Source organism: Pseudarthrobacter sp. NIBRBAC000502771 (assembly GCF_006517215.1).
Classification (GTDB): domain Bacteria; phylum Actinomycetota; class Actinomycetes; order Actinomycetales; family Micrococcaceae; genus Arthrobacter; species Arthrobacter niigatensis.
Map to the genome: position 1 here is coordinate 1,314,660 of NZ_CP041187.1, position 17,707 is coordinate 1,332,366.

16 protein-coding genes are annotated in these 17,707 nt (G+C 67.5%); 11 read left to right on the plus strand and 5 right to left on the minus strand.

Annotated elements, in window-relative coordinates; genetic code table 11:
• Positions 1–242: 242 nt before the first annotated feature.
• The 3 genes from NIBR502771_RS06265 to NIBR502771_RS06275 are packed head-to-tail and all read left to right on the plus strand — an operon-like array spanning position 243 to position 5,942.
• A complete protein-coding gene (locus tag NIBR502771_RS06265) occupies positions 243–1,700 on the plus strand; it encodes a DUF3375 family protein (RefSeq protein WP_141158986.1) in 1,458 nt (485 codons plus the stop codon).
• Positions 1,693–2,481 (plus strand): DUF4194 domain-containing protein, encoded by a 789-nt coding sequence (locus tag NIBR502771_RS06270; protein ID WP_141158987.1) that lies wholly within the window; start codon positions 1,693–1,695, stop codon positions 2,479–2,481. Before NIBR502771_RS06265 ends, NIBR502771_RS06270 begins: the two co-directional genes overlap by 8 nt.
• Positions 2,478–5,942, plus strand: a complete 3,465-nt coding sequence (locus tag NIBR502771_RS06275; protein WP_141158988.1) for an ATP-binding protein — start codon at positions 2,478–2,480, stop codon at positions 5,940–5,942. The genes NIBR502771_RS06270 and NIBR502771_RS06275 overlap by 4 nt, the downstream gene beginning before the upstream one ends.
• Positions 5,943–6,013: 71 nt before the next feature.
• On the opposite strand, the gene NIBR502771_RS06280 is transcribed toward NIBR502771_RS06275, so the two are convergent.
• A complete protein-coding gene (locus tag NIBR502771_RS06280) occupies positions 6,014–6,508 on the minus strand; it encodes an FBP domain-containing protein (protein ID WP_141158989.1) in 495 nt (164 codons plus the stop codon).
• Between the two features lie 357 nt (positions 6,509–6,865).
• Here NIBR502771_RS06280 and NIBR502771_RS06285 point away from each other — a divergent pair, with 357 nt between their 5' ends.
• The 6 genes from NIBR502771_RS06285 (at position 6,866) to NIBR502771_RS06310 (ending at position 13,042) form a co-directional block, all read left to right on the plus strand.
• Positions 6,866–7,954: an iron-siderophore ABC transporter substrate-binding protein gene (locus NIBR502771_RS06285; protein WP_141158990.1), complete on the plus strand. Its 1,089-nt coding sequence runs from the start codon at positions 6,866–6,868 to the stop codon at positions 7,952–7,954.
• A gap of 10 nt (positions 7,955–7,964) precedes the next feature.
• Positions 7,965–9,047 (plus strand): iron ABC transporter permease, encoded by a 1,083-nt coding sequence (locus tag NIBR502771_RS06290; protein ID WP_141158991.1) that lies wholly within the window; start codon positions 7,965–7,967, stop codon positions 9,045–9,047.
• Between the two features lie 56 nt (positions 9,048–9,103).
• Positions 9,104–10,141, plus strand: coding sequence for an iron chelate uptake ABC transporter family permease subunit (locus NIBR502771_RS06295; protein WP_246839827.1), 1,038 nt, complete (start codon positions 9,104–9,106; stop codon positions 10,139–10,141).
• A 1-nt stretch (position 10,142) separates the two neighbouring features.
• On the plus strand, positions 10,143–10,958 hold the full coding sequence (locus tag NIBR502771_RS06300; protein WP_141158993.1) for an ABC transporter ATP-binding protein: 816 nt from the start codon (positions 10,143–10,145) through the stop codon (positions 10,956–10,958).
• Positions 10,955–12,010 (plus strand): siderophore-interacting protein, encoded by a 1,056-nt coding sequence (locus NIBR502771_RS06305; RefSeq protein WP_141158994.1) that lies wholly within the window; start codon positions 10,955–10,957, stop codon positions 12,008–12,010. The genes NIBR502771_RS06300 and NIBR502771_RS06305 overlap by 4 nt, the downstream gene beginning before the upstream one ends.
• Before the next feature lie 168 nt (positions 12,011–12,178).
• Positions 12,179–13,042: an SGNH/GDSL hydrolase family protein gene (locus NIBR502771_RS06310; RefSeq protein ID WP_141158995.1), complete on the plus strand. Its 864-nt coding sequence runs from the start codon at positions 12,179–12,181 to the stop codon at positions 13,040–13,042.
• Here the strand turns inward: NIBR502771_RS06310 and NIBR502771_RS06315 are convergent.
• Positions 13,039–13,344: a YciI family protein gene (locus tag NIBR502771_RS06315; RefSeq protein WP_141158996.1), complete on the minus strand. Its 306-nt coding sequence runs from the start codon at positions 13,342–13,344 to the stop codon at positions 13,039–13,041. The two genes, NIBR502771_RS06310 and NIBR502771_RS06315, sit on opposite strands and share 4 nt — an antisense overlap.
• Before the next feature lie 59 nt (positions 13,345–13,403).
• Here NIBR502771_RS06315 and NIBR502771_RS06320 point away from each other — a divergent pair, with 59 nt between their 5' ends.
• On the plus strand, positions 13,404–13,889 hold the full coding sequence (locus NIBR502771_RS06320; RefSeq protein ID WP_141158997.1) for a MarR family winged helix-turn-helix transcriptional regulator: 486 nt from the start codon (positions 13,404–13,406) through the stop codon (positions 13,887–13,889).
• 56 nt (positions 13,890–13,945) lie between these two features.
• Positions 13,946–14,707, plus strand: coding sequence for an SGNH/GDSL hydrolase family protein (locus NIBR502771_RS06325; protein WP_141158998.1), 762 nt, complete (start codon positions 13,946–13,948; stop codon positions 14,705–14,707).
• Between the two features lie 10 nt (positions 14,708–14,717).
• Here NIBR502771_RS06325 and NIBR502771_RS06330 read toward each other — a convergent pair whose 3' ends face one another.
• From NIBR502771_RS06330 to NIBR502771_RS06340, 3 genes are read right to left on the minus strand one after another with little or no spacing between them, the layout of a single operon-like run.
• Positions 14,718–15,548 (minus strand): FAD:protein FMN transferase, encoded by an 831-nt coding sequence (locus NIBR502771_RS06330; RefSeq protein WP_141158999.1) that lies wholly within the window; start codon positions 15,546–15,548, stop codon positions 14,718–14,720.
• Positions 15,532–16,065: an FMN-binding protein gene (locus NIBR502771_RS06335; RefSeq protein ID WP_141159000.1), complete on the minus strand. Its 534-nt coding sequence runs from the start codon at positions 16,063–16,065 to the stop codon at positions 15,532–15,534. Before NIBR502771_RS06335 ends, NIBR502771_RS06330 begins: the two co-directional genes overlap by 17 nt.
• Positions 16,062–17,528: a ferric reductase-like transmembrane domain-containing protein gene (locus tag NIBR502771_RS06340; protein WP_141159001.1), complete on the minus strand. Its 1,467-nt coding sequence runs from the start codon at positions 17,526–17,528 to the stop codon at positions 16,062–16,064. The genes NIBR502771_RS06335 and NIBR502771_RS06340 overlap by 4 nt, the downstream gene beginning before the upstream one ends.
• Positions 17,529–17,707 lie beyond the last annotated feature (179 nt).

Genomic DNA, 17,707 nt, shown 5'->3' on the forward strand with positions numbered 1-17,707 from the left:
GAAAGACTGCTGTATTGAAGACCGGTAGCAGAAGCGTAGGTGGACGGCTGTGGGCGCAGCCAGACCCGGCGCGGACGGCGGCACCTGTTGATACGGGATCGAAACACTACCCACAGGTAGGTCACGAAGCGGTCGCGGCGCCCTGCGTTAACCTTGTAGTTGGCAGTTTTCCGGTCCGGCCATGTCGGACCGCCCCTGCCCAGCCCCGGAACAGTCCACAGCCAACAGCCCAAGGAGAGTGTGTGCCCCGCTCAGCCAGGTCATCCGCTGACGCCATCAGCGCCCGGCTCCGGGACCTCGAACTCCTCACCAAGGGTCCTGCGTGGGCCCTGACCCGTTCTGCGCCCTGGGTCATTGCGGTGCTTCAGGCCTCCTTTACCCGCACCCGGCCGCAGGTGCCGCTCGAGGAATTCCATGCCGACGTCGACACCTTCCTTGAAGAGCTCCGGCGCCAGGATCCCGGGCTGGGGGGAGGGGCCAACGGCAAGGCCTTTGGCGATGAATGGACGCGGCGGCAGTTCCTGACCCGCCGGAACCAGTCAGGCCAGATCGTGTATGAGGCAACGGAGCCGGCCGCGCGTGTGCTCGCCTTCCTGGACAGCCTCTCCAGCGAACGCTCCACCCTCAACGGCTCCCGCCTGGGCACCCTGCTGGGTGACGTGGAGAAGCTCGCCAACGAGACCAACCCGGACCAGAGTGCCCGGTTGGAAGCCCTTGAAGGGGAAATCGAAGAGCGGCAGCAGCTCATCCAGGACATCAGCACCGGCGAGTTCGACGGCCTGCTCGACGACGATGACGCCGTGGAAGCCGCGGGGAACATCCTGGACCTGGCAGCCAGCCTGCCAGCGGACTACAAGAAGATGCGTGACCGGATCGAGGAACTGGTGGGCGGGCTCCGCAACCAGATCATCGAGGAGTCCCTGACCAAGGGTGCCACCATGGCCCAGGTCCTGGAAGCCGATAAACGGCTGCGCCAAAGCCCCGAAGGCAGGACCTTCCGGTCCTTCACCGCCTTCCTTGAGGACCCGCAGCAGCAGCTTCGCTTCCGGTCGGCGATCGGCGAGGTCCTGAGCCGCCAGTTCGCCGACGACCTCTCGCCTGATGACCGGGAAACGCTCAAGAACCTGGTGGCTGAACTCCGCCAGCAGCACAGCCAGATCCAGCGCATCTACGGCAAACTCAGCGAAAGCCTCAACACGTACGTCCAAAGCGACGACTTCCGCCAGTCGGTCAGGCTGCGCCAGGTCCTGCGCGAAGCGGAGCAGGCCATCCGGTCCCTGCCCTACGAGCGGGAACGTCCAGGGCTGGTCCCCGGGCCGGTCCTATACAACGCCGGCTTTGAGTCCCTGTCCATGGTGAAGCTGTTCGATCCGGACGAGTTCGCGGCACCGCCCCGCCTGGCCGATCCCATCGCCTTCACCGACTCGGACCGGGTGCGCTCGCCGAGGACCGGCAAGGCCAAACCGGCGGTGGTCCGGGCGGCCATGGCCGGGGCCGCAACCCTGGCCGACGCCTGGCACCAGCTGCCGCCTGAAGAGCAGCACATCAACTCCATCCGCGCCCTGTTGTCGGAGGCCCTCCATGCCGGGGCGGACTTCAACCGCGGCGCCTGGGATGGCCTGGACTTCGAACAAATAGACGGCTCCACCCGCAAGGCCTACCTGCCGGTGGTCACGCTCGCAAAGGATTCAGATGACTGAGGTTACGCACGCACAGGACTCAGCGCCCGACGCCACTCCCGGGGTGGCATCGGGCGTTGAGCACACTTTCGCAGTCTCCCCCCGCGATACCTTCGTTGACGGCGCGGCCTTGTTCCCCGGGGACACGGGCGTCCTGTCCATGAAGGTGCGGCAGGCCCTGGTGAAGCTCCTCAAGGGCCCTTACATTGACGGTGGCCGGGACGAAAAGCTCTGGACTGTGCTGCTGGACAACCAGGTGATCCTGCGCAGCCGCCTTTCCGAGCTGTTCCTGGCCCTGCAGCTGGACCATGAGCGGAAGATCGCCGTCCTGCGTCCCGTGGATCCGGAAGTGATCGGCGGCAATACCCGGTCCAGCATCCTGCGCCAGCAGCGCGCCCTCAGCCGGGTGGAAACCATCGTGCTGCTCCGGCTGCGCCTGCTGCTGGACCGGCACGTCACTGCCCAGACGGACCCCACCATCACCCGCGAGGAGATCACGGACCTGGTGGCGCACTACCAGCCCGCCGGGCAGCAGGACGCCCTGCGCGACTCCGATGTGGTCACCCGCGCCATCACCAAGCTCCTGGCCCGCCAGCTCCTGCTCCCTACTGGACTGGACGACGTCTACGCCATCTCCAACGCCCTGCCCCTGGCCCTCCCGTTCGAAAACATCGGCGACATCCCGGCCCACATCGAAGCCCTCGTGGCGGCATCGGCAGACCAGTCAGGAACAGAACCGCTCCTGGATCTTGACGGCGACGCGGAGACGAACGGAACCACGTCCGAGGAGGATGACCAGTGACCATCGCAAGCATGCTCCCGCTGGGGGATGTGACCAACCCGGGGCAGATGCGGCTTGCCCTGGTGCAGGTGGTCAACTGGGGGACGTTCCATGGGGCGCACACCATGCACGTGGACCGGAACGGCACCCTGCTGACGGGCAACTCCGGCGTGGGCAAGTCCACGCTGTTCGATGCCATGCTGCGGGTGTTCGATGCGCGGCCGAGGTCCAACGAGGCCGCCGCCCAGCGTTCGGGTGGCGCCGTGGAGGACAAGCGGACCACTTTCACGTACATGCGCGGCAAAGTGGGGGACAAGGCCGTGGGGGAGGGCTCGGCGAGTGCTTTCCAGCGCCCGGGTGCCACCTGGTCCGCCGTCGCGCTGACGTTCGATAACGCCGCCGGCACGCGGGTGACGGTGTCGGCGCTGTTCGACCTGCCGAAGAACGGGACCGAGTCCAGCGTGGGCCGGTTCTACCTGATTGACAACGTGCCGCTGGACCTGGAAGCCGTGGAGGGCATCGCGGACAAGCGCTTCGCCAAGGGCGCCCTGGAGGCGCTCTTCCCGCACGCCCAGGTTTTCGACGTGCACAAGGCATTCGCGGAGCGGTTCCGGCGCCTCCTGGGGATCAGCTCGGACCAGGCGCTGCCCCTGCTCCGCGTCATCCAGGCAGGCAAGGGGCTGGGCGGCAGCGTCAACACCTTCTTCCGCGACCAGGTCCTTGACGCGCCGGCAACGCTGGCCGCCGCGGACGATGTGGTGGAGGAGTTCAGCAACCTGATGTCCATCCGCCAGCGGCTGGAAGACGTGCGGCAGCAGCGGGACCAGCTGGCGCCGGTTCCTGGCCTGAACCGGGAGTACGCGCAGTCGCTGCTGGACGCCAACCGGCTCCGGGAGCTTGTAGGCGGGGAATTCGAGGCGTACAAGCAGCAGCTCGCCGTCACGGTGCACCAGAAGACGCTGGTCCGTTTCCGCGGGCTGGCGCAGGCAAAGGCCAAGGAGCTGGGTGCCGAGCGTGCAGTCAGGGACGGTTTTGCCAAGGACTTGCGGGAGCTGGAGGCCGACTACAACAACCAGGGCGGCAACGCGATTTCCGCGATCGAGCAGTCCCTCGAGAACGCCCGGGTTGGCCTGAAGCTCCGCCAACAGGTGGAGGGGGCAGCCCAGCAGGCACTGGCCGACGCCGGCCTGCAACTTGAGTGGAGCGCTGCCGGCTGGGAGCGGGCGCACGAGCAGGCGGCGGCCCGGTCGGCCGAGCTGAAGGATGATTCCCAGGCCCTGCAGGAGCTCAGGTTCGAGGCCTTCGACGCGCACGCTGCCCGGAAACGCGAACTGGCGGCGGCTGAGCAGGAACTCGTCTCACTGAAGACGCGCAAATCCCTGCTGCCGCCGTCGAGCATTGAAAACCGCGCCGCGATTGCTGCCGCCACCGGCATCCCCGAGGACCGCATGCCCTTCGCCGGTGAGCTTATGGACCTCGCTGAGGGTGAGGAACGGTGGCGCCCAGCTGCCGAGCGCGCGCTCCGCAACCTGGCCACCACCCTGCTGGTTCCGGGCGAGCACTTCGGCGCCGTGACCCGCTACCTCAATGGCCACAACGTCCGCGGCGCGCTGCGGGCAGTGGATGTCTCCAAGCCGCTCGCCGGCGGCGCGCTCGCCGTGGAGGACGCGCGCGACGGCGACCTGCTGACCAAGCTGGACATCCTTGCCTCGGGTGCGGCTGCTGAGGCAGGGGAATGGGTCCGCGAGCGGATCGCCCTGGACTTCGCGTACCCCTGCGTGGAGGACCCTGACGAACTGGCGGCCCTCGACAAGGGCCTCAGCCTGGGCGGCGTGGTCAAGCGCAACCGGCACACGGTGGAGAAGGACGACCGCTTCACGAGCCGCCAGGATTACGTGCTGGGCTTCGACAACGCGGCCAAGCTGGAGCTCGTGGCCGGGCAGGTGGAGGACCTCCGGCAGGAAGTGGCCAAGGCCGCTGAGCTGGCCCAGAGCCGCGAGGACTCCCACCAGGGCATGAGCCGGCAGCTTGACGCCCTGCGCCGGATCGCCGAAGACGACCGCCCCTGGGAACAGGTGTCTGCCGCGGTTGCCGCCGATGAACTGGCGCGGATCGAGCAACGGCTCAAGGACGCCCTTGCTGCCCAAGCGGACCTGGAGCCGCTCCGCGCCACCATCGAGGAAGTCCGGCACAAGCACCAATCCAGCACCGAGTCCGCCGCCGTCCTGCAAAGCGAATACAAGGCCCTCGACCGCCAGCTGACGGCCGCCGACACCCTGCTGGAAGCCGCGCGCGACCGCCTGGCCCAGGGGCCGCCGTCGGACGCCACCGCCAAGGCCCTGGAACCCTACTTCGCCGACTTCGGCGACATCACGGAAATGCACGAGCTGGACAACCTGGCCAACCGGATCCGGACCGCGCTGCTGGGCGAACTGCACTCCGCGGAGTCGCGTGGACAGGCCACGGCCGAGCGGCTCACCCGCATTTTCGAAGGCTTTGTGCGCGAGTGGGGCAGCGCCATCTCGGCCGACCACGGCACCAGCATCGGCGCGGCCGGCGAGTTCGAGGCGCGCTACCACGCGATCGTGAACGACGGCCTGCCCGCGCAGGAGGCGGAGTTCCGGCAATTCTTCAACCAGCGCACGCACGAGTCCTTCAGTACGCTGCTGCACCTGCTGGACGAGGAACGCCGCTCCATCACCAGCCGCATCCTGCCCCTTAACGGCATCCTCTCGCAGGTGAACTTCCACGAGGGCAGCTACCTGGAACTGGACATCAAGCAGACGCTGCCATCCACGGCAAAGCAGTTCAAGGACGCCATCCAGAACGCCCTGAAGGCCCGCCACACGCGGCCGGTGAAGTCCGAGGCCGGCCGGGCGGAAGGTTCCGGCGCCGAGGGGGACGACGACGGCGAGCTTACCGCCCGCTACAAGTCCCTGGAAACCCTGGTCAAGCGGCTCGGTTCCCAGGCGCCCGAGGACCGGCGCTGGCGTGCCGAGGTGCTGGACGTGCGCGGGCACTTGTTCATCCAGTGCAAGGAGCACCGGGAAGTCACCGGTCCGCGCGGCGGCAAGAAGACCGAAGTGTTCATGCACGCCGACACCGGCTCCATGTCCGGCGGCGAGCGCCAGCGGTTCACGGCGTTCATCATGGCCGCGGCCCTGAGCTACCAGCTGGGCATCGCCGAGCAGGGCTTCACCACCTACGGCACCGTGATGATGGACGAGGCTTTTGTGCTCGCCTCGGAGGAGTTCGCCGGCGCCGGAATCAAGGCGCTGCACGAGTTCGGCTTCCAGCTGCTGCTCGCGGCTCCGGAGAACGTGATCGACCTGTCCCGCCACCTGGGCTCGGTCACGGAGATCCTCCGCGACCGGCGCACCAACCGCTCCGGGGTCCTCACCGCGCCGGTGATCCGTCTCCGCGCCGGCGAGGAGGGCGCCTGGCGGTCGGAGGCGAACCCGGTGGATATCGTCCTGCGCTAACCGGCAGGCAGGAAGCCCCAATCACGGCCGTGAACGGGGCTTCCCCCTGCCCGCGGGCTTCGCCTGACGTTCTATGTGCCCTGAACGCGCCCAAGGAACTGCGCCGTGCGGTCCTGCAGCCCCTGGATCTGGCGTTCCACCACAGCGGCGGGATCAGGATTGATCTCATTGGCAGGCGGCTCCCTGCGGACGTTGCCACAGCACACGAAGTCGGCGCAGATCAGGGTGCCGACGGTATTGCCGTTCCGCCCGGACTGGCCCGCCCGCTTGGCGACCCAGAGCAGGACGTCCTCCTTGGACAGCACATCCCGGCAGAGCTCACACAGCACCGACCGGTTCTTTTTGGCACCTCCCTCGGGTGCCCGGAGCATGATCCCGGTGAGGCCCTTTTGTCCCGGAACCACCAGGTAACCGCGCAGCGGCATCTTCTCGTCCCGCCAGCCCAGGAACTCCAGGCGGTCCCAGTCGAGGGAGTCGAAGTTTTTGGGCAGTGTGAGCTTTGCGGCTTCCGAGCGGGTGGCATTGACGAAGGATGAACGGATTTGCTGGGGCGTGACTGATTGCATGGCTGGACTTTCGTGAAGGGTGGGCGGCCCGGAGTCGGGCCAGGAGGTAACGGGGGAGTCAGTCGGTCTCCGCGGTGCAGGCCAAAGCGGCCACCCCGCTCTCCACGGCAGCGGCGGCCCAGTTGGCCCTCTGCGTGCGCATCGTTCCCGTTGTCCTTTTCCTGTCCAGCCGTCCGGCGTCTCTGAGTCCGGACCGGCAAGGGCCATCCTGCCAAATTGAGAGTCGGCTGTCCAAAGAACGCGGACGGAGTGTGGCCTTCGTCACCTTCCTGTATTAGGTGACGAAAGTGTTGCGTAATGGCGATTTACATAGGTTAGCCTTACTTAAGTTTCCATCAGCCCGATTCAAGGAGCCCCGTGTCGTTTCCCCTCTTGCCCGGCCCTTCGCCCACCCGCCGCACGCTGTTTTCCTCGGCCGGCAAAGCTGCCGCGGTGCTGGCTGCGGCGGCCCTCACGCTGTCTGCGTGCAGCACAGGTCCCGCCACCACCGTTGCGGATGCAGGCAGTTCCAGCAGCAGCACCGCGTTCCCGGTCACCATCGATCACGTGTACGGCAGTACCACCATCGAGAAGCAGCCCACCCGGGTTGCCACCGTTTCCTGGGTGAACGACGACGTCGCCATTGCGCTGGGCGTGGTTCCGGTGGGCGTCCCCAGGAACGAGTGGGGCGGCAATGGCAAGGGCTCCACCCCCTGGAAGGACGCAGCGCTCGAAAAGCTGGGCGCCGGGTTCGGTTCGGCCAAGGCTCCCGCCCAGTACTCGGAGGCCGACGGGATCAACTTCACCGAGATTGCCAAGCTCAGCCCGGACGTCATCCTCGCCGCCTATTCGGGCCTCACGGCGGAGGACTACAAGAAACTCAGCGAAATCGCCCCCGTGGTGGCCTACCCGGACGTCGCCTACGGAACCTCCTGGCAGGACGCCACCACCATCATCGGCAAGGCCCTGGGCAAGGAGGCCGAAGCTTCCAAACTGGTTTCCGACACTGAATCGACCGTCAAGGACAAGGTGGCCCGGTTCCCGCAGATCCACGGCAAGAGCTTTATCTACGGCAACCTGGAGCCCGCCAAGGGCGACGGCGTGAACGTCTACACCGCCAACGACAACCGCCCCCGCTTCCTTAGTGAAATCGGCATGACCCTGGCCCCGGTGGTGGCGGACAACTCCAAGGGCTCCAAGGAGTTCTACATTCCGTGGTCCGCCGAAAAGGCCAACGAACTGCAGTCAGACATCTTCGTCACCTGGGTTCCGGATGCCTCCACCACCGACGCGATCAAGGCGGACCCGCTCCTGGGCCAGATCCCGGCCATCAAGAACGGCGCCCTGGTGGCCGATTCCGACAACACGCTGACCCTGTCCATCTCGGCATCATCACCCCTGAGCCTCCCGTGGTCCCTGGACACGTTCCTCCCGCAGCTGGCCGCGGCAGCGGACGCAGTGAAGTAGGCGCACCTCCATGAGTACGACGACGGCGCTACCGGCGGCGGGCAACGGCACCCAGGCGCCGGCCACGGCAGCCCCCGGCACCATCCGGGGTGATCCTCGGGGAAGGGAACGGACCGCCTGGCTGCTGGCCGCCGTCGTCGTGCTGGTGCTCCTCGCCGGCACATCGCTGGCAGTGGGCGCCCGTGACGTTCCCCTCGGCACCGTGTGGCAGGCACTCACGGCGTTCGATCCCCTAAACGGGGACCACGCCGTGGTGCACGCCCGCATCCCGCGGACCGTCCTGGGCCTGCTGGCCGGCGGCGCGCTGGGCCTGGCCGGTGCAGCGATGCAGGGTGTTGCCCGGAATCCGCTGGCCGATCCCGGCATCGTCGGAGTCAACGCCGGGGCAGCGCTGGCGGTAGTCGCCGGAATCTACCTGTTCGGCGTCACCACCTTCACCGGCTACATCTGGTTCGCGTTCACGGGGGCCGCCGCGGCCGCCATCGTGGTGTACCTCATCGCCTCGCTGGGCCGGGAGGGTGCAACGCCGGTGAAGCTCGCGCTGGCCGGAGCAGCTTTGAGCGCCGGACTGTCTTCGCTCATGAACGTCATCCTGGTCTCCAGCCAGGACACCCTTGACCGGTTCCGCTTCTGGCAGGTGGGCGGCATCGCGGGCCGTGACTGGTCGGTGCTGCTGCCCGGACTGCCGTTCGTGGCGGCCGGTGCGCTGGTGGTGCTGCTGGCCGGGTGGACCCTCAACAGCCTTGCCTTGGGGGACGACGTTGCCCGCGGACTGGGCCAACGCGTGGGGCTGTCCCGCGCCGTGGTGGCCCTGGGTGTGGTCCTGCTGTGCGGCACGGCCACCGCGCTGGCGGGGCCCATCGGGTTCGTGGGCCTGGTGGTGCCGCACGCCGTCCGCTTCCTCGCCGGCCCGGACTACCGCTGGATCCTGCCGTTATCCCTGGTGGCCGCCCCGGCGCTGCTGCTGGGTGCGGACATCGTTGGCCGGGTGGTGCTGCTTCCCGGTGAGATCCCCGCGGGCATCATGACCGCCCTGATCGGCGCCCCCGTGTTCGTATGGCTGGTCCGCCGCGGGAAAGGAGCCGGGCTATGAGCTGTGCTGCCCTATCAGATATGGCTGCCAAAACCGGTCCTAAAGGACCAAAAGTGATGGAGCAACGTGGGGGACGGGGGCGACTGGACCGGACCGCGGTGCTGGCCGCCGCCGTCGTGATCCTGTTTCTTGCGTCCGTCCTGCTGGGCAGCTACACGGTGACCGTCCCGGATTTCTTCACCATCGTCGGCAACCACCTCACCGGCGGCCCGAAGATTCCCGGCGCCAGCTTCATCGTGATGGAGAACAAGCTTCCGCGCGCCGTCGTCGGCACCCTGATCGGGATCGCGTTCGGCCTGGCCGGCGCCCTTTTCCAGACCATGCTGCGGAACCCCCTCGCCAGCCCCGACGTCATCGGCATCAGCTCGGGGGCAAGCGCGGCGGCGGTTGTTGCGATCGTTGTTTTCGGCGCATCCGGTGCCGCCGTGTCCGGGGCGGCGCTCGCAGGAGCCCTTGCAGTGGCGGTCCTGATTTACGCAATTTCCCGCGGCGCCGGCCGAACCGGCAGGGGAAGCGCTGCCGGAAACCGGCTGGTCCTGGCCGGTGTGGGGACGGCGGCCGCCCTCCAGGCCGTGGTCAGCTTCCTGATGACCCGGGCCGACATCCGCACGGCCGCCGACGCCCTGGTCTGGCTGAACGGATCCCTGAACTCCGCCAACTGGGACCGCGCGGGCATCCTGTTCCTCGCGCTCGCCGCCCTGGTTCCCGCCACGGGCCTTATCGCCGGGCCGCTGCGCGTCCTGGAACTGGGGGATGACGCAGCCGCCGGCCTGGGCGTCCGGGTCAGCACCGCGCGCCTGGCACTGGTGGTTACCGCCGTGTCACTGGCAGCAGTGGCGACGGCGGCTGCCGGACCGGTCTCGTTCGTCGCCTTCCTGGCCGGTCCCATCGGCCGCCGCTTCACCCGCAAAGCCAGCCTGCCGGCGTCGGCCATGGTGGGCGCCCTGATTGTCCTGGCGGCGGACTACTTCGCCGCCAACCTGGCCCCCTTGCTGCTGGGCGGCACCGTCCTGCCGGTGGGCGTGGTCACCGGCGCGCTTGGCGCCCCGTTCCTGCTGTGGCTCCTGGTCACAGCCAACCGAAAGGATGCCTGACGTGGCAGTACTCCTAGCCAGGGACCTGACGCTCACCTACCACCAGCGATGCGTGGTGGACGGGCTCAGTGTCCGGATCCCCGAAGGTATGGTCACCATGATCGTGGGTGCCAACGCCTGCGGGAAATCGACCCTGCTGCGGGGCCTGTCGCGGCTCCTTAAACCCGCCGGCGGCACCGTGACCCTGGACGGCAAGGACATCCATTCCCGTCCGGCACGCGAACTGGCCCGCACCCTGGGCCTGCTTCCTCAGCATCCCAGCGCCCCGGACGGGATCACCGTCCGCGACCTGGTGGGCCGGGGGCGCTACCCGCACCAGGGCTTCTTCCGCAGCTGGAGTGACAAGGACGACGCCGCCGTGCAGCGCGCGCTGGAGGCCACCGGAACGGCGGGGCTCGCCGGGCGGGACGTGGATGAACTGTCCGGCGGGCAGCGGCAGCGGGCATGGATCGCCATGGCCCTTGCGCAGGAAACCGACGTCCTGCTGTTGGATGAGCCCACCACCTACCTGGACCTGGCCCACCAGGTGGAGGTCCTGGACCTGGTAACCGACCTGAACCGTAAGCGCGGCACCACGGTGGCCATCGTCCTGCACGACCTCAACCTCGCCGCACGCTACGCGGACCACGTCATCGCCATGAAGGACGGCGCCGTGGCGGCACTGGGCTCCCCGGAGGACGTGGTAACGGAGGATCTGGTCCGCGAGGTCTTCGGCCTCGAAAGCCGCGTCATCCCGGACCCCGTCTCCGGTACTCCGCTGATTCTTCCCATCGGCCGCCACCACGCCACAGCCAACGAACTGGAGCTCGTTTCATGAAGACCCGGCAAAGCGCCTCCACCCAACAGCGGACAGCCCAGCCGATGAGCGTGGCCTTCGAGGTGGCCGTGTCCGCCGTCCAGGAGCTGAGCCCCACGTTCCGCAGGATCACTTTCGGCGGCTACCCGCTGCGTGACTTCGGCGTCCACGGCCACACCCTGGACCTCCGGGTCAAGCTCGTCATCCCGTCGCAGGACTTGGGCGGCGCACCGCTGCCGCTCCCCGTCTTCGACACTGGCCACGACGGCTGGTACCGGGACTGGCTGGCGATGGACCCGGCCGTGCGCGGCTCGATGCGGACCTATACGGTCCGGGAGGCGCGGCTGGATGCGGTGTACCCGGAGATTGACATCGACTTCGTGATGCACACCGACGGGCATGGGCACGCCGGGCCGGCGGCAAACTGGGCGTCCAAGGCCAAACCGGGCGACCCGCTCACCATCATCGGCCCAAACAACCGTGCCGCGCATTGCATCACCGCCGCAACCTATTCCGGCATCGAGTGGCGCCCCGGAATGGCCCAGCGCGTCCTGCTTGCCGGCGACGAAACCGCCGTCCCCGCCATCTCCGCGGTCCTGGAATCCCTCCCGTCGTACATGAGTGGCCATGCCTTCCTGGAAGTTCCGCAGGCCGGCGACTTCATGCAGCTCACCTCCCCGGCGGACATCGAAATCACCTGGCTGGCCCGCGGCACCGCCATCGGACGGTCCCGGCAGCACGGGCAACTGCTGCAGGAAGCCGTGCGCAAGGCTGTCCCCGTGCCCGGCTGGGTGGGCATAACAGCAGACGACGGCGGCGCCGGGCCCGAGCCCGATGACGTCAACGTGGATGAAGACATCCTGTGGGAGACCCCGTCCCGCCTGGAAACCTCAGCCGTCAGCGGTTCGAGGAACCCGCACCTGCCCGCCGGTGCCCTGCCCTTCTATGCCTGGCTGGCAGGCGAAGCAGGGGTTATCAAGGAACTGCGGCGCTACCTGGTCCGCGACGTGGGGATCGACCGGAAACAGGTGGCGTTCATGGGGTACTGGCGGCAGGGCAAAGCCGAAGGCTAGCCAAACGCGCCATCAGATCCTGCCGGCATTTCCGGGACGCCCCATCAGATCCTGCCGGCATTTCCGGGACGCCCCATCAGATCCTGCCGGCATTTCCGGGACGCCCCATCACTTACTGTTCATCCCGGCGTCGTGATTGCTTTGACTTGTCCCGCTACGTTCGTGCCTGTGCCCTCTGATCCCCTGCTTCCTGACTCCGGGCGGCGGGTGTTTGTTGCCCTCGGGGACTCCTTTACCGAAGGGGTGGGGGACCGGGATGAGCGGCTGCCCAACGGGGTGCGGGGGTGGGCCGACCGCGTGGCCGAGAAACTGGCGAAGGCGCAGCCGGGGTGGAAATACGCCAACCTGGCCATCAGGAGCAAGCGGTTGCGGCACATCGTGGACGAGCAGCTGGAACCGGCGCTGGGGATGCGGCCAACGCTGGTCACCCTCTACGCCGGCGGGAACGACATCCTGGACCTCAAAACCGACATGTCCGCGCTTATGGCGGACTATGAGCAGCTGGTGGCAGCGCTGGCAGGCACCGGGGCCACGGTGGTTCTCTTCACCGGCTTCGACGTCAAGGTCTCCGCGCTGCTGGAGCCCCTGAAGAAACGCAACACCTACTACAACCAACGGGTGCGGCACATCGCGGAGAAGTACGGGGCCGTGCTGGTGGACTACTGGTGCCTTGACGCCTTCCACGACCGGCGGATGTGGGACTCGGACCGGCTCCACATGTCCAAGGCCGGGCATAAGTACCTGGCCGGGCAGGTGCTGGACCAGCTGGGCGTGCCGCACAAGATCAAGCCCAAAGACTGGGAACCACCCGCCCGGCCCAGCCTGCGCGAGTGGGAGCGGCGCCAGCGGCGCTGGGTCCATGACTGGGTCCTGCCGCTCTTCGGCCGCAAGCTCCGTGGTGTCACGCTGGGGGACACCCTCACCCCGCGCTGGCCCCAGCCGGTGAAGGTCCCGCGGAAGGGCGGGCTGAAGAAGCTCGCCGCCGGAACGTCCGACGCCGGCAGCACACCTTCGGGAAGCAGCCCGCGTTAGGGAGTGGGCTGGGGCGGGGTGTCCAGCAGGATCTCGTACCCCGGGGCCACCCGGCCGGCGTGGAACTCCATGACTTCGAAGTCGGCAACCCCGTTGGTGTAGAACGGATCCTGGGCCAGGCTGGCGTCGAGGGTTTCCCGGTCAGCCTGCGACAGGAGCAGTCCACCGGTGCGCGGGATCTTGCGGCCGGCGGCGATGAACACGCCGTCGTCAAAGGCCTTCTGCAGCCAGCCGATGTGGGCGTCGTTGTGGAAATCGACGATCTCCTGGGGCACGCGGTAGGTGAGGGAGACAACATACATGGGGCAAGCCTACCGGCGCCCGGCCAGCTACTTGAAGGATCAATCGTAGAATGGTGACCATGACCGATCCCCGCTGGCTCAACGCTGACGAACGCCGTGCCTGGCTGGCGCTGGTAAGCATCAATACGCTGCTGCCTGCGGCTCTGGACACCAAGCTGCATGCGGCAGGAAAACTATCCCTCTTCGACTACACGGTCCTGGCCATGCTGTCCGAGGCTGAGGAGCGGTTCCTGCCCATGAGTGAGCTTGCCGCCCGCACCAGCGCCTCCCTGTCCCGGCTCTCACACGTCGTGACCAAGCTGCAGAAGCGCGGCTGGGTGGAGCGCCGCCCGCACCCCCACGATGCCAGGGTCACCACCGCGCATCTCACGGAGGAAGGCATGGCCACCATTGTCGGGCTGGCCCCGGCCCACGTGGAGGACGTCCGTGACCTGTTCCTTGATGCGCTGACCGAGCAGGATGTCCTGGACCTGGCACGGATCGGTGAAAAAGTGGTGGGCCGCCTGGACTCCGACCACTGGATCCTGCGCGAAACCCAGGACTGACCTAAGAGCGACCGAGGCGATTGGTTGCTTCCGGCAACGGGTGGCAAACTAACCGCATGGATTTCACTTCCCGGCTTGTGGCACTCGGCGACTCCTTCACGGAAGGGGTGGGCGACGACGACCCGGACCGCCCCAATGGCGTCCGGGGCTGGGCAGACCGCGTGGCCGAGCAGCTCGGCGCCGCCGACCCCAATTTCGGCTACGCAAACCTGGCCATCCGCGGCCGGAAACTCCGCCAGATACTGGCTGAACAGGTGGACGCCGCCGTCGCCCTTCGTCCCACCCTGGTAAGCATCTACGCCGGTGCCAATGACATCCTCCGCCCGCGCGTGGACATCGATGACCTGCTGGTGGAGTACGACGATGCCGTGGGGAAACTCGCTGCCACCGGCGCCACCGTGGTGATGTTCACGGGTTTCGACGCCCGGGGGTCGAAGGTGTTCGGCACCATGCGCGGCCGCACTGCCATCTACAACGAACTGGTCCGTGGGATCGCCGGGGACCACGGCGCCCTGCTGGTGGACTACTGGCGCTTCAGCGAGTACTACGACTGGGGCATGTGGGCCCACGACCGGATGCACATGTCCGCCGCCGGCCATGCGAACATGGCCAAGCGCGTGCTTGAGGTCCTCAAATATGACCATTCCATCGACGTCCCGCCCATGACGCCGGTGCCGGAACTGAGCGGGACCGACGCCATCCGCGCCAACGCCCGGTGGTTCCGGGAGTACGCCGCGCCGTGGGTGGTCCGCCGCGTCACCGGCAAGTCTTCCGGGGACAACCTGCACCCCAAGTACCCGCAACTCACGCGTCTGTAGCGCGGGTCTCCTATCCTGGCTGGAACGCCGGAGTAGCCAGCATGGAGCGGTCCGCGCGGATGGCCAGCACGGCTACATCCCATTGGTCTGCAACCTGGTCCAGCATCCGTGTCCCCCCGGCAACGATGGCGGTGGCAAGGACGTCGGCAGTGACAATGTCGGCGGCGGCAACGGTGACCTGGACAAACGCCCCCGCGTCCGGTGGGCCGCTTCCCACCCGCCAAATGTGTTCCCCGCGTTCGGCGGATCCTGAGGTGGCGAGGGCGTGGTGCGGGTTGTTGCCGCCGAGGGCATATCCGGTGATGAGGGTTTTGCGGTCCGCGGGATCCACTACGCCGGCTTTCCAGGGTTCGGCGCTGCCCGGACGTGGCGAGCCGCTGACCAGGACGTCTCCGCCGGCGTTCAGGCACCAGTCCCGGCGGCCCAGGGCCAGAAGTGATGTTCCCGCCTCACGGATGGCGTGGCCCTTGATGAGGCCGGAAAGATCCAGCACCCCGTCCGGCCTTTCGGGCGTGAACGCTCCCTCCGTGCGCAGCCGCCACTCATGCGCCTCGGCATATGCTTCGCGCATCTGCGCTGAGGCGTGGGGCAGCGTCAGTTCCCCACGCGCCAGGCTGCTGGCTTCCGAGTCGGGGCGGTACAGGCTGAAGGTTTCGTCAAGGTCCCTGAAAAGGCGTTCGACGACGTCGGTGGCGGCAGCGAGCTCGTCGAGCCCCGGCTGCCCTTCCGCAGGGTCGCCGACGGGCATTGTCAGTCCGATGACCGTTCCCATGCACTCAAAAGTGCGGGCCTTCAGGCTGGTGCCGGCCGTGGCGCGCAGGGAATCAGAGGTTCGCTGCATCGATGGCTGCCTGGAGTGAGGTGAGGTAGGCGTCGCTGGTGATGGTGGCCCCGCTCACGGTCTGTACATCGGCAGACTGCGCCGCCAGGACCTTGCTGCGGAGCAGAGGCGCCGCACGGTTGCTGATCTGGATCGACTTGCCGTCCGTATTGGTCAGCTGCAGCGCCGTGACATCAGTGATCTTTCCGTTCGCTACCGTGATCTGGACCTGCACGGGGCCAAACCGGGTCTGGACCGTGTTTCCCTTATAGGTGCCGGAGCCCGTGGAACCGGACGAACTGGAGGACCCGGAGCTTGCGGACCCGGACGACCCTGTGGTGCCCGATGGGCTGGAGGACCCGGCAGACCCGGACGAACCCGTCCCCGTGGATCCGGTGCCTGATGCACCCGTGGTGCCGGTCGCCGTCGTGCTCGACGCGACGGTACTGATGCCGCCCGCCTGGGTGCCCGTCTGCCAGCCCACCAGGAGGATCCCGGCGGAGGCCAAAGCTGCTGCGACTGTTCCGCGTATTTTCACCAGTCAAACCTTTCGTGATGGATCTGTTCCTCGGGGACGCCGGCTTTCCCGGCGTCCGCTATGACGTTGGCCGCCCACGCCGACGGGCCGCAGACGTAGACGTCCGCATCCCTGATGTCCGGCACGTAGGAGGTGAGGCTGTAGCCGTTGTGCACCGAGTCCGCGGGAAGCCACATGAACTGGCCGTGGGCGCGCGGCCCGGTGAGGTGGAAGAGCCGGACCCCGCGCGCCCGGCAGAGGTCAAGGATTTCGTTGCCCAGGTAGAGCTCCTGGTCAGTATGGCCGCGGAGCAGGACTGTGGCCTCGCCGGGCGCGAACGGGGTGGTTTCGAGCAGCGCGCGCAGTGGTGTGATGCCGATGCCGGCGCCAATCATCACCACCTTGTTCTTCGTGCGGGCTGCCGTGCTGAGCAGGCCGTAGGGGCCTTCCAGGGCCACTTTGGTGCCTTTCCGCAGCCGGAGCAGCTGGGCGGAGCCGTCGCCGAGGTTCCGCACGGTGACCCGCAGCGTCCCCTGGCCGTCCCGGCCGTTGACTACAGGCTCTGCGGACTGGCTGAACGGGTGGGGGTGCCACCACATGCCCGGAGCCAGGAAGCGCCAGATGAAGAAGCGTCCGCCGCTCCCTGCCAGCTGGTCCAGCTTCCGGCCGCGCATGACGATGTTCACCACACCTGGGGCAACCCTTTCCACCCGTGCCACGGTGAGCTGGTGCCGTGCCGTGGCCAGCACCGGCTCAAGGATCCGGAAGTACACCAGGGCACTGCCGGTGTAGATGCAAATGGCGAGCCAGTACCAGCGCTGCCAGGTCCCGGCGGCGAAGAGGCCGCCCACGCTGAACTGGTGCGGAATCGACGTTGCCACCGCGGCGTAGGTCAGCAGGTGGACCACGTACCAAAACTCGTACGGGACGCGCCGGCGCACAGCCACCAGGGACGTCACCACGACGGCGATGAACAGGGCCATGGAGACGAACGCCAGCCACATATCGGGGACCTGGACCCACAGGTTGATGGACTCGCTGACCGGATCCAGTCCCTCGGCCATGCCGTACCCGATGACCAGCAGGAGTCCGTGCGCCAGGAGGAGGTAGAGGGAAGGCTTGCCCAGTTTGCCGTGGAATTCCAGGGCGCGGTCATGGCCGATGGTGCGGTCGATGAACGGGATCCTCGCGGCCAGGAGCAGCATCAGCAGGACCAGGTCCATGCCCGCCAGGCCGGCCACAATTCCCGCCGCCGTGAACAGTGAGGCGGCCGAAGTGATGTTGGTGGCCCCGCCGTCGGCCAGCCACAAGGCGATGGCGGCGGCGACGGATGCCCAGGCAATGACGGTCAGGAGGTCCGTCCGCAGCATGCGCTGGCGATGCTGGCGGGCGAACCAGCCGCGGGCGGGTATCTTCGTTGGTGGTAGCTCCGGGCGGCCGGAGCTGCTTGCGGCCGGTGATGCCGGCAGGAGCTGCGTGTTCATGCATCAAACATGCGCGGGGAAGCTATGTCCCTGCTGTGAAAAGGGGCCAGCGGCTGCTGTGACCTTCATCCATGGGCCGGCGCTTATACACCCGATTGGTCTTTAATTGCGGCAACTCGTAGACTTGGTAGGCGCTAAGTGCGCGGAGCGTGCGCAATTGCTCCGGTTGCCCGGTAATT

Excerpts from the sequence above, each read along its gene's own strand:
- NIBR502771_RS06270 (WP_141158987.1), top strand. The coding sequence starts at position 1,693 with ATGACTGAGGTTACGCACGCACAGGACTCAGCGCCCGACGCCACTCCC.
- NIBR502771_RS06280 (WP_141158989.1), bottom strand. The coding sequence starts at position 6,508 with ATGCAATCAGTCACGCCCCAGCAAATCCGTTCATCCTTCGTCAATGCC.
- NIBR502771_RS06290 (WP_141158991.1), top strand. The coding sequence starts at position 7,965 with ATGAGTACGACGACGGCGCTACCGGCGGCGGGCAACGGCACCCAGGCG.
- NIBR502771_RS06295 (WP_246839827.1), top strand. The coding sequence starts at position 9,104 with ATGGAGCAACGTGGGGGACGGGGGCGACTGGACCGGACCGCGGTGCTG.
- NIBR502771_RS06305 (WP_141158994.1), top strand. The coding sequence starts at position 10,955 with ATGAAGACCCGGCAAAGCGCCTCCACCCAACAGCGGACAGCCCAGCCG.
- NIBR502771_RS06315 (WP_141158996.1), bottom strand. The coding sequence starts at position 13,344 with ATGTATGTTGTCTCCCTCACCTACCGCGTGCCCCAGGAGATCGTCGAT.
- NIBR502771_RS06320 (WP_141158997.1), top strand. The coding sequence starts at position 13,404 with ATGACCGATCCCCGCTGGCTCAACGCTGACGAACGCCGTGCCTGGCTG.
- NIBR502771_RS06325 (WP_141158998.1), top strand. The coding sequence starts at position 13,946 with ATGGATTTCACTTCCCGGCTTGTGGCACTCGGCGACTCCTTCACGGAA.
- NIBR502771_RS06330 (WP_141158999.1), bottom strand. The coding sequence starts at position 15,548 with ATGCAGCGAACCTCTGATTCCCTGCGCGCCACGGCCGGCACCAGCCTG.
- NIBR502771_RS06340 (WP_141159001.1), bottom strand. The coding sequence starts at position 17,528 with ATGAACACGCAGCTCCTGCCGGCATCACCGGCCGCAAGCAGCTCCGGC.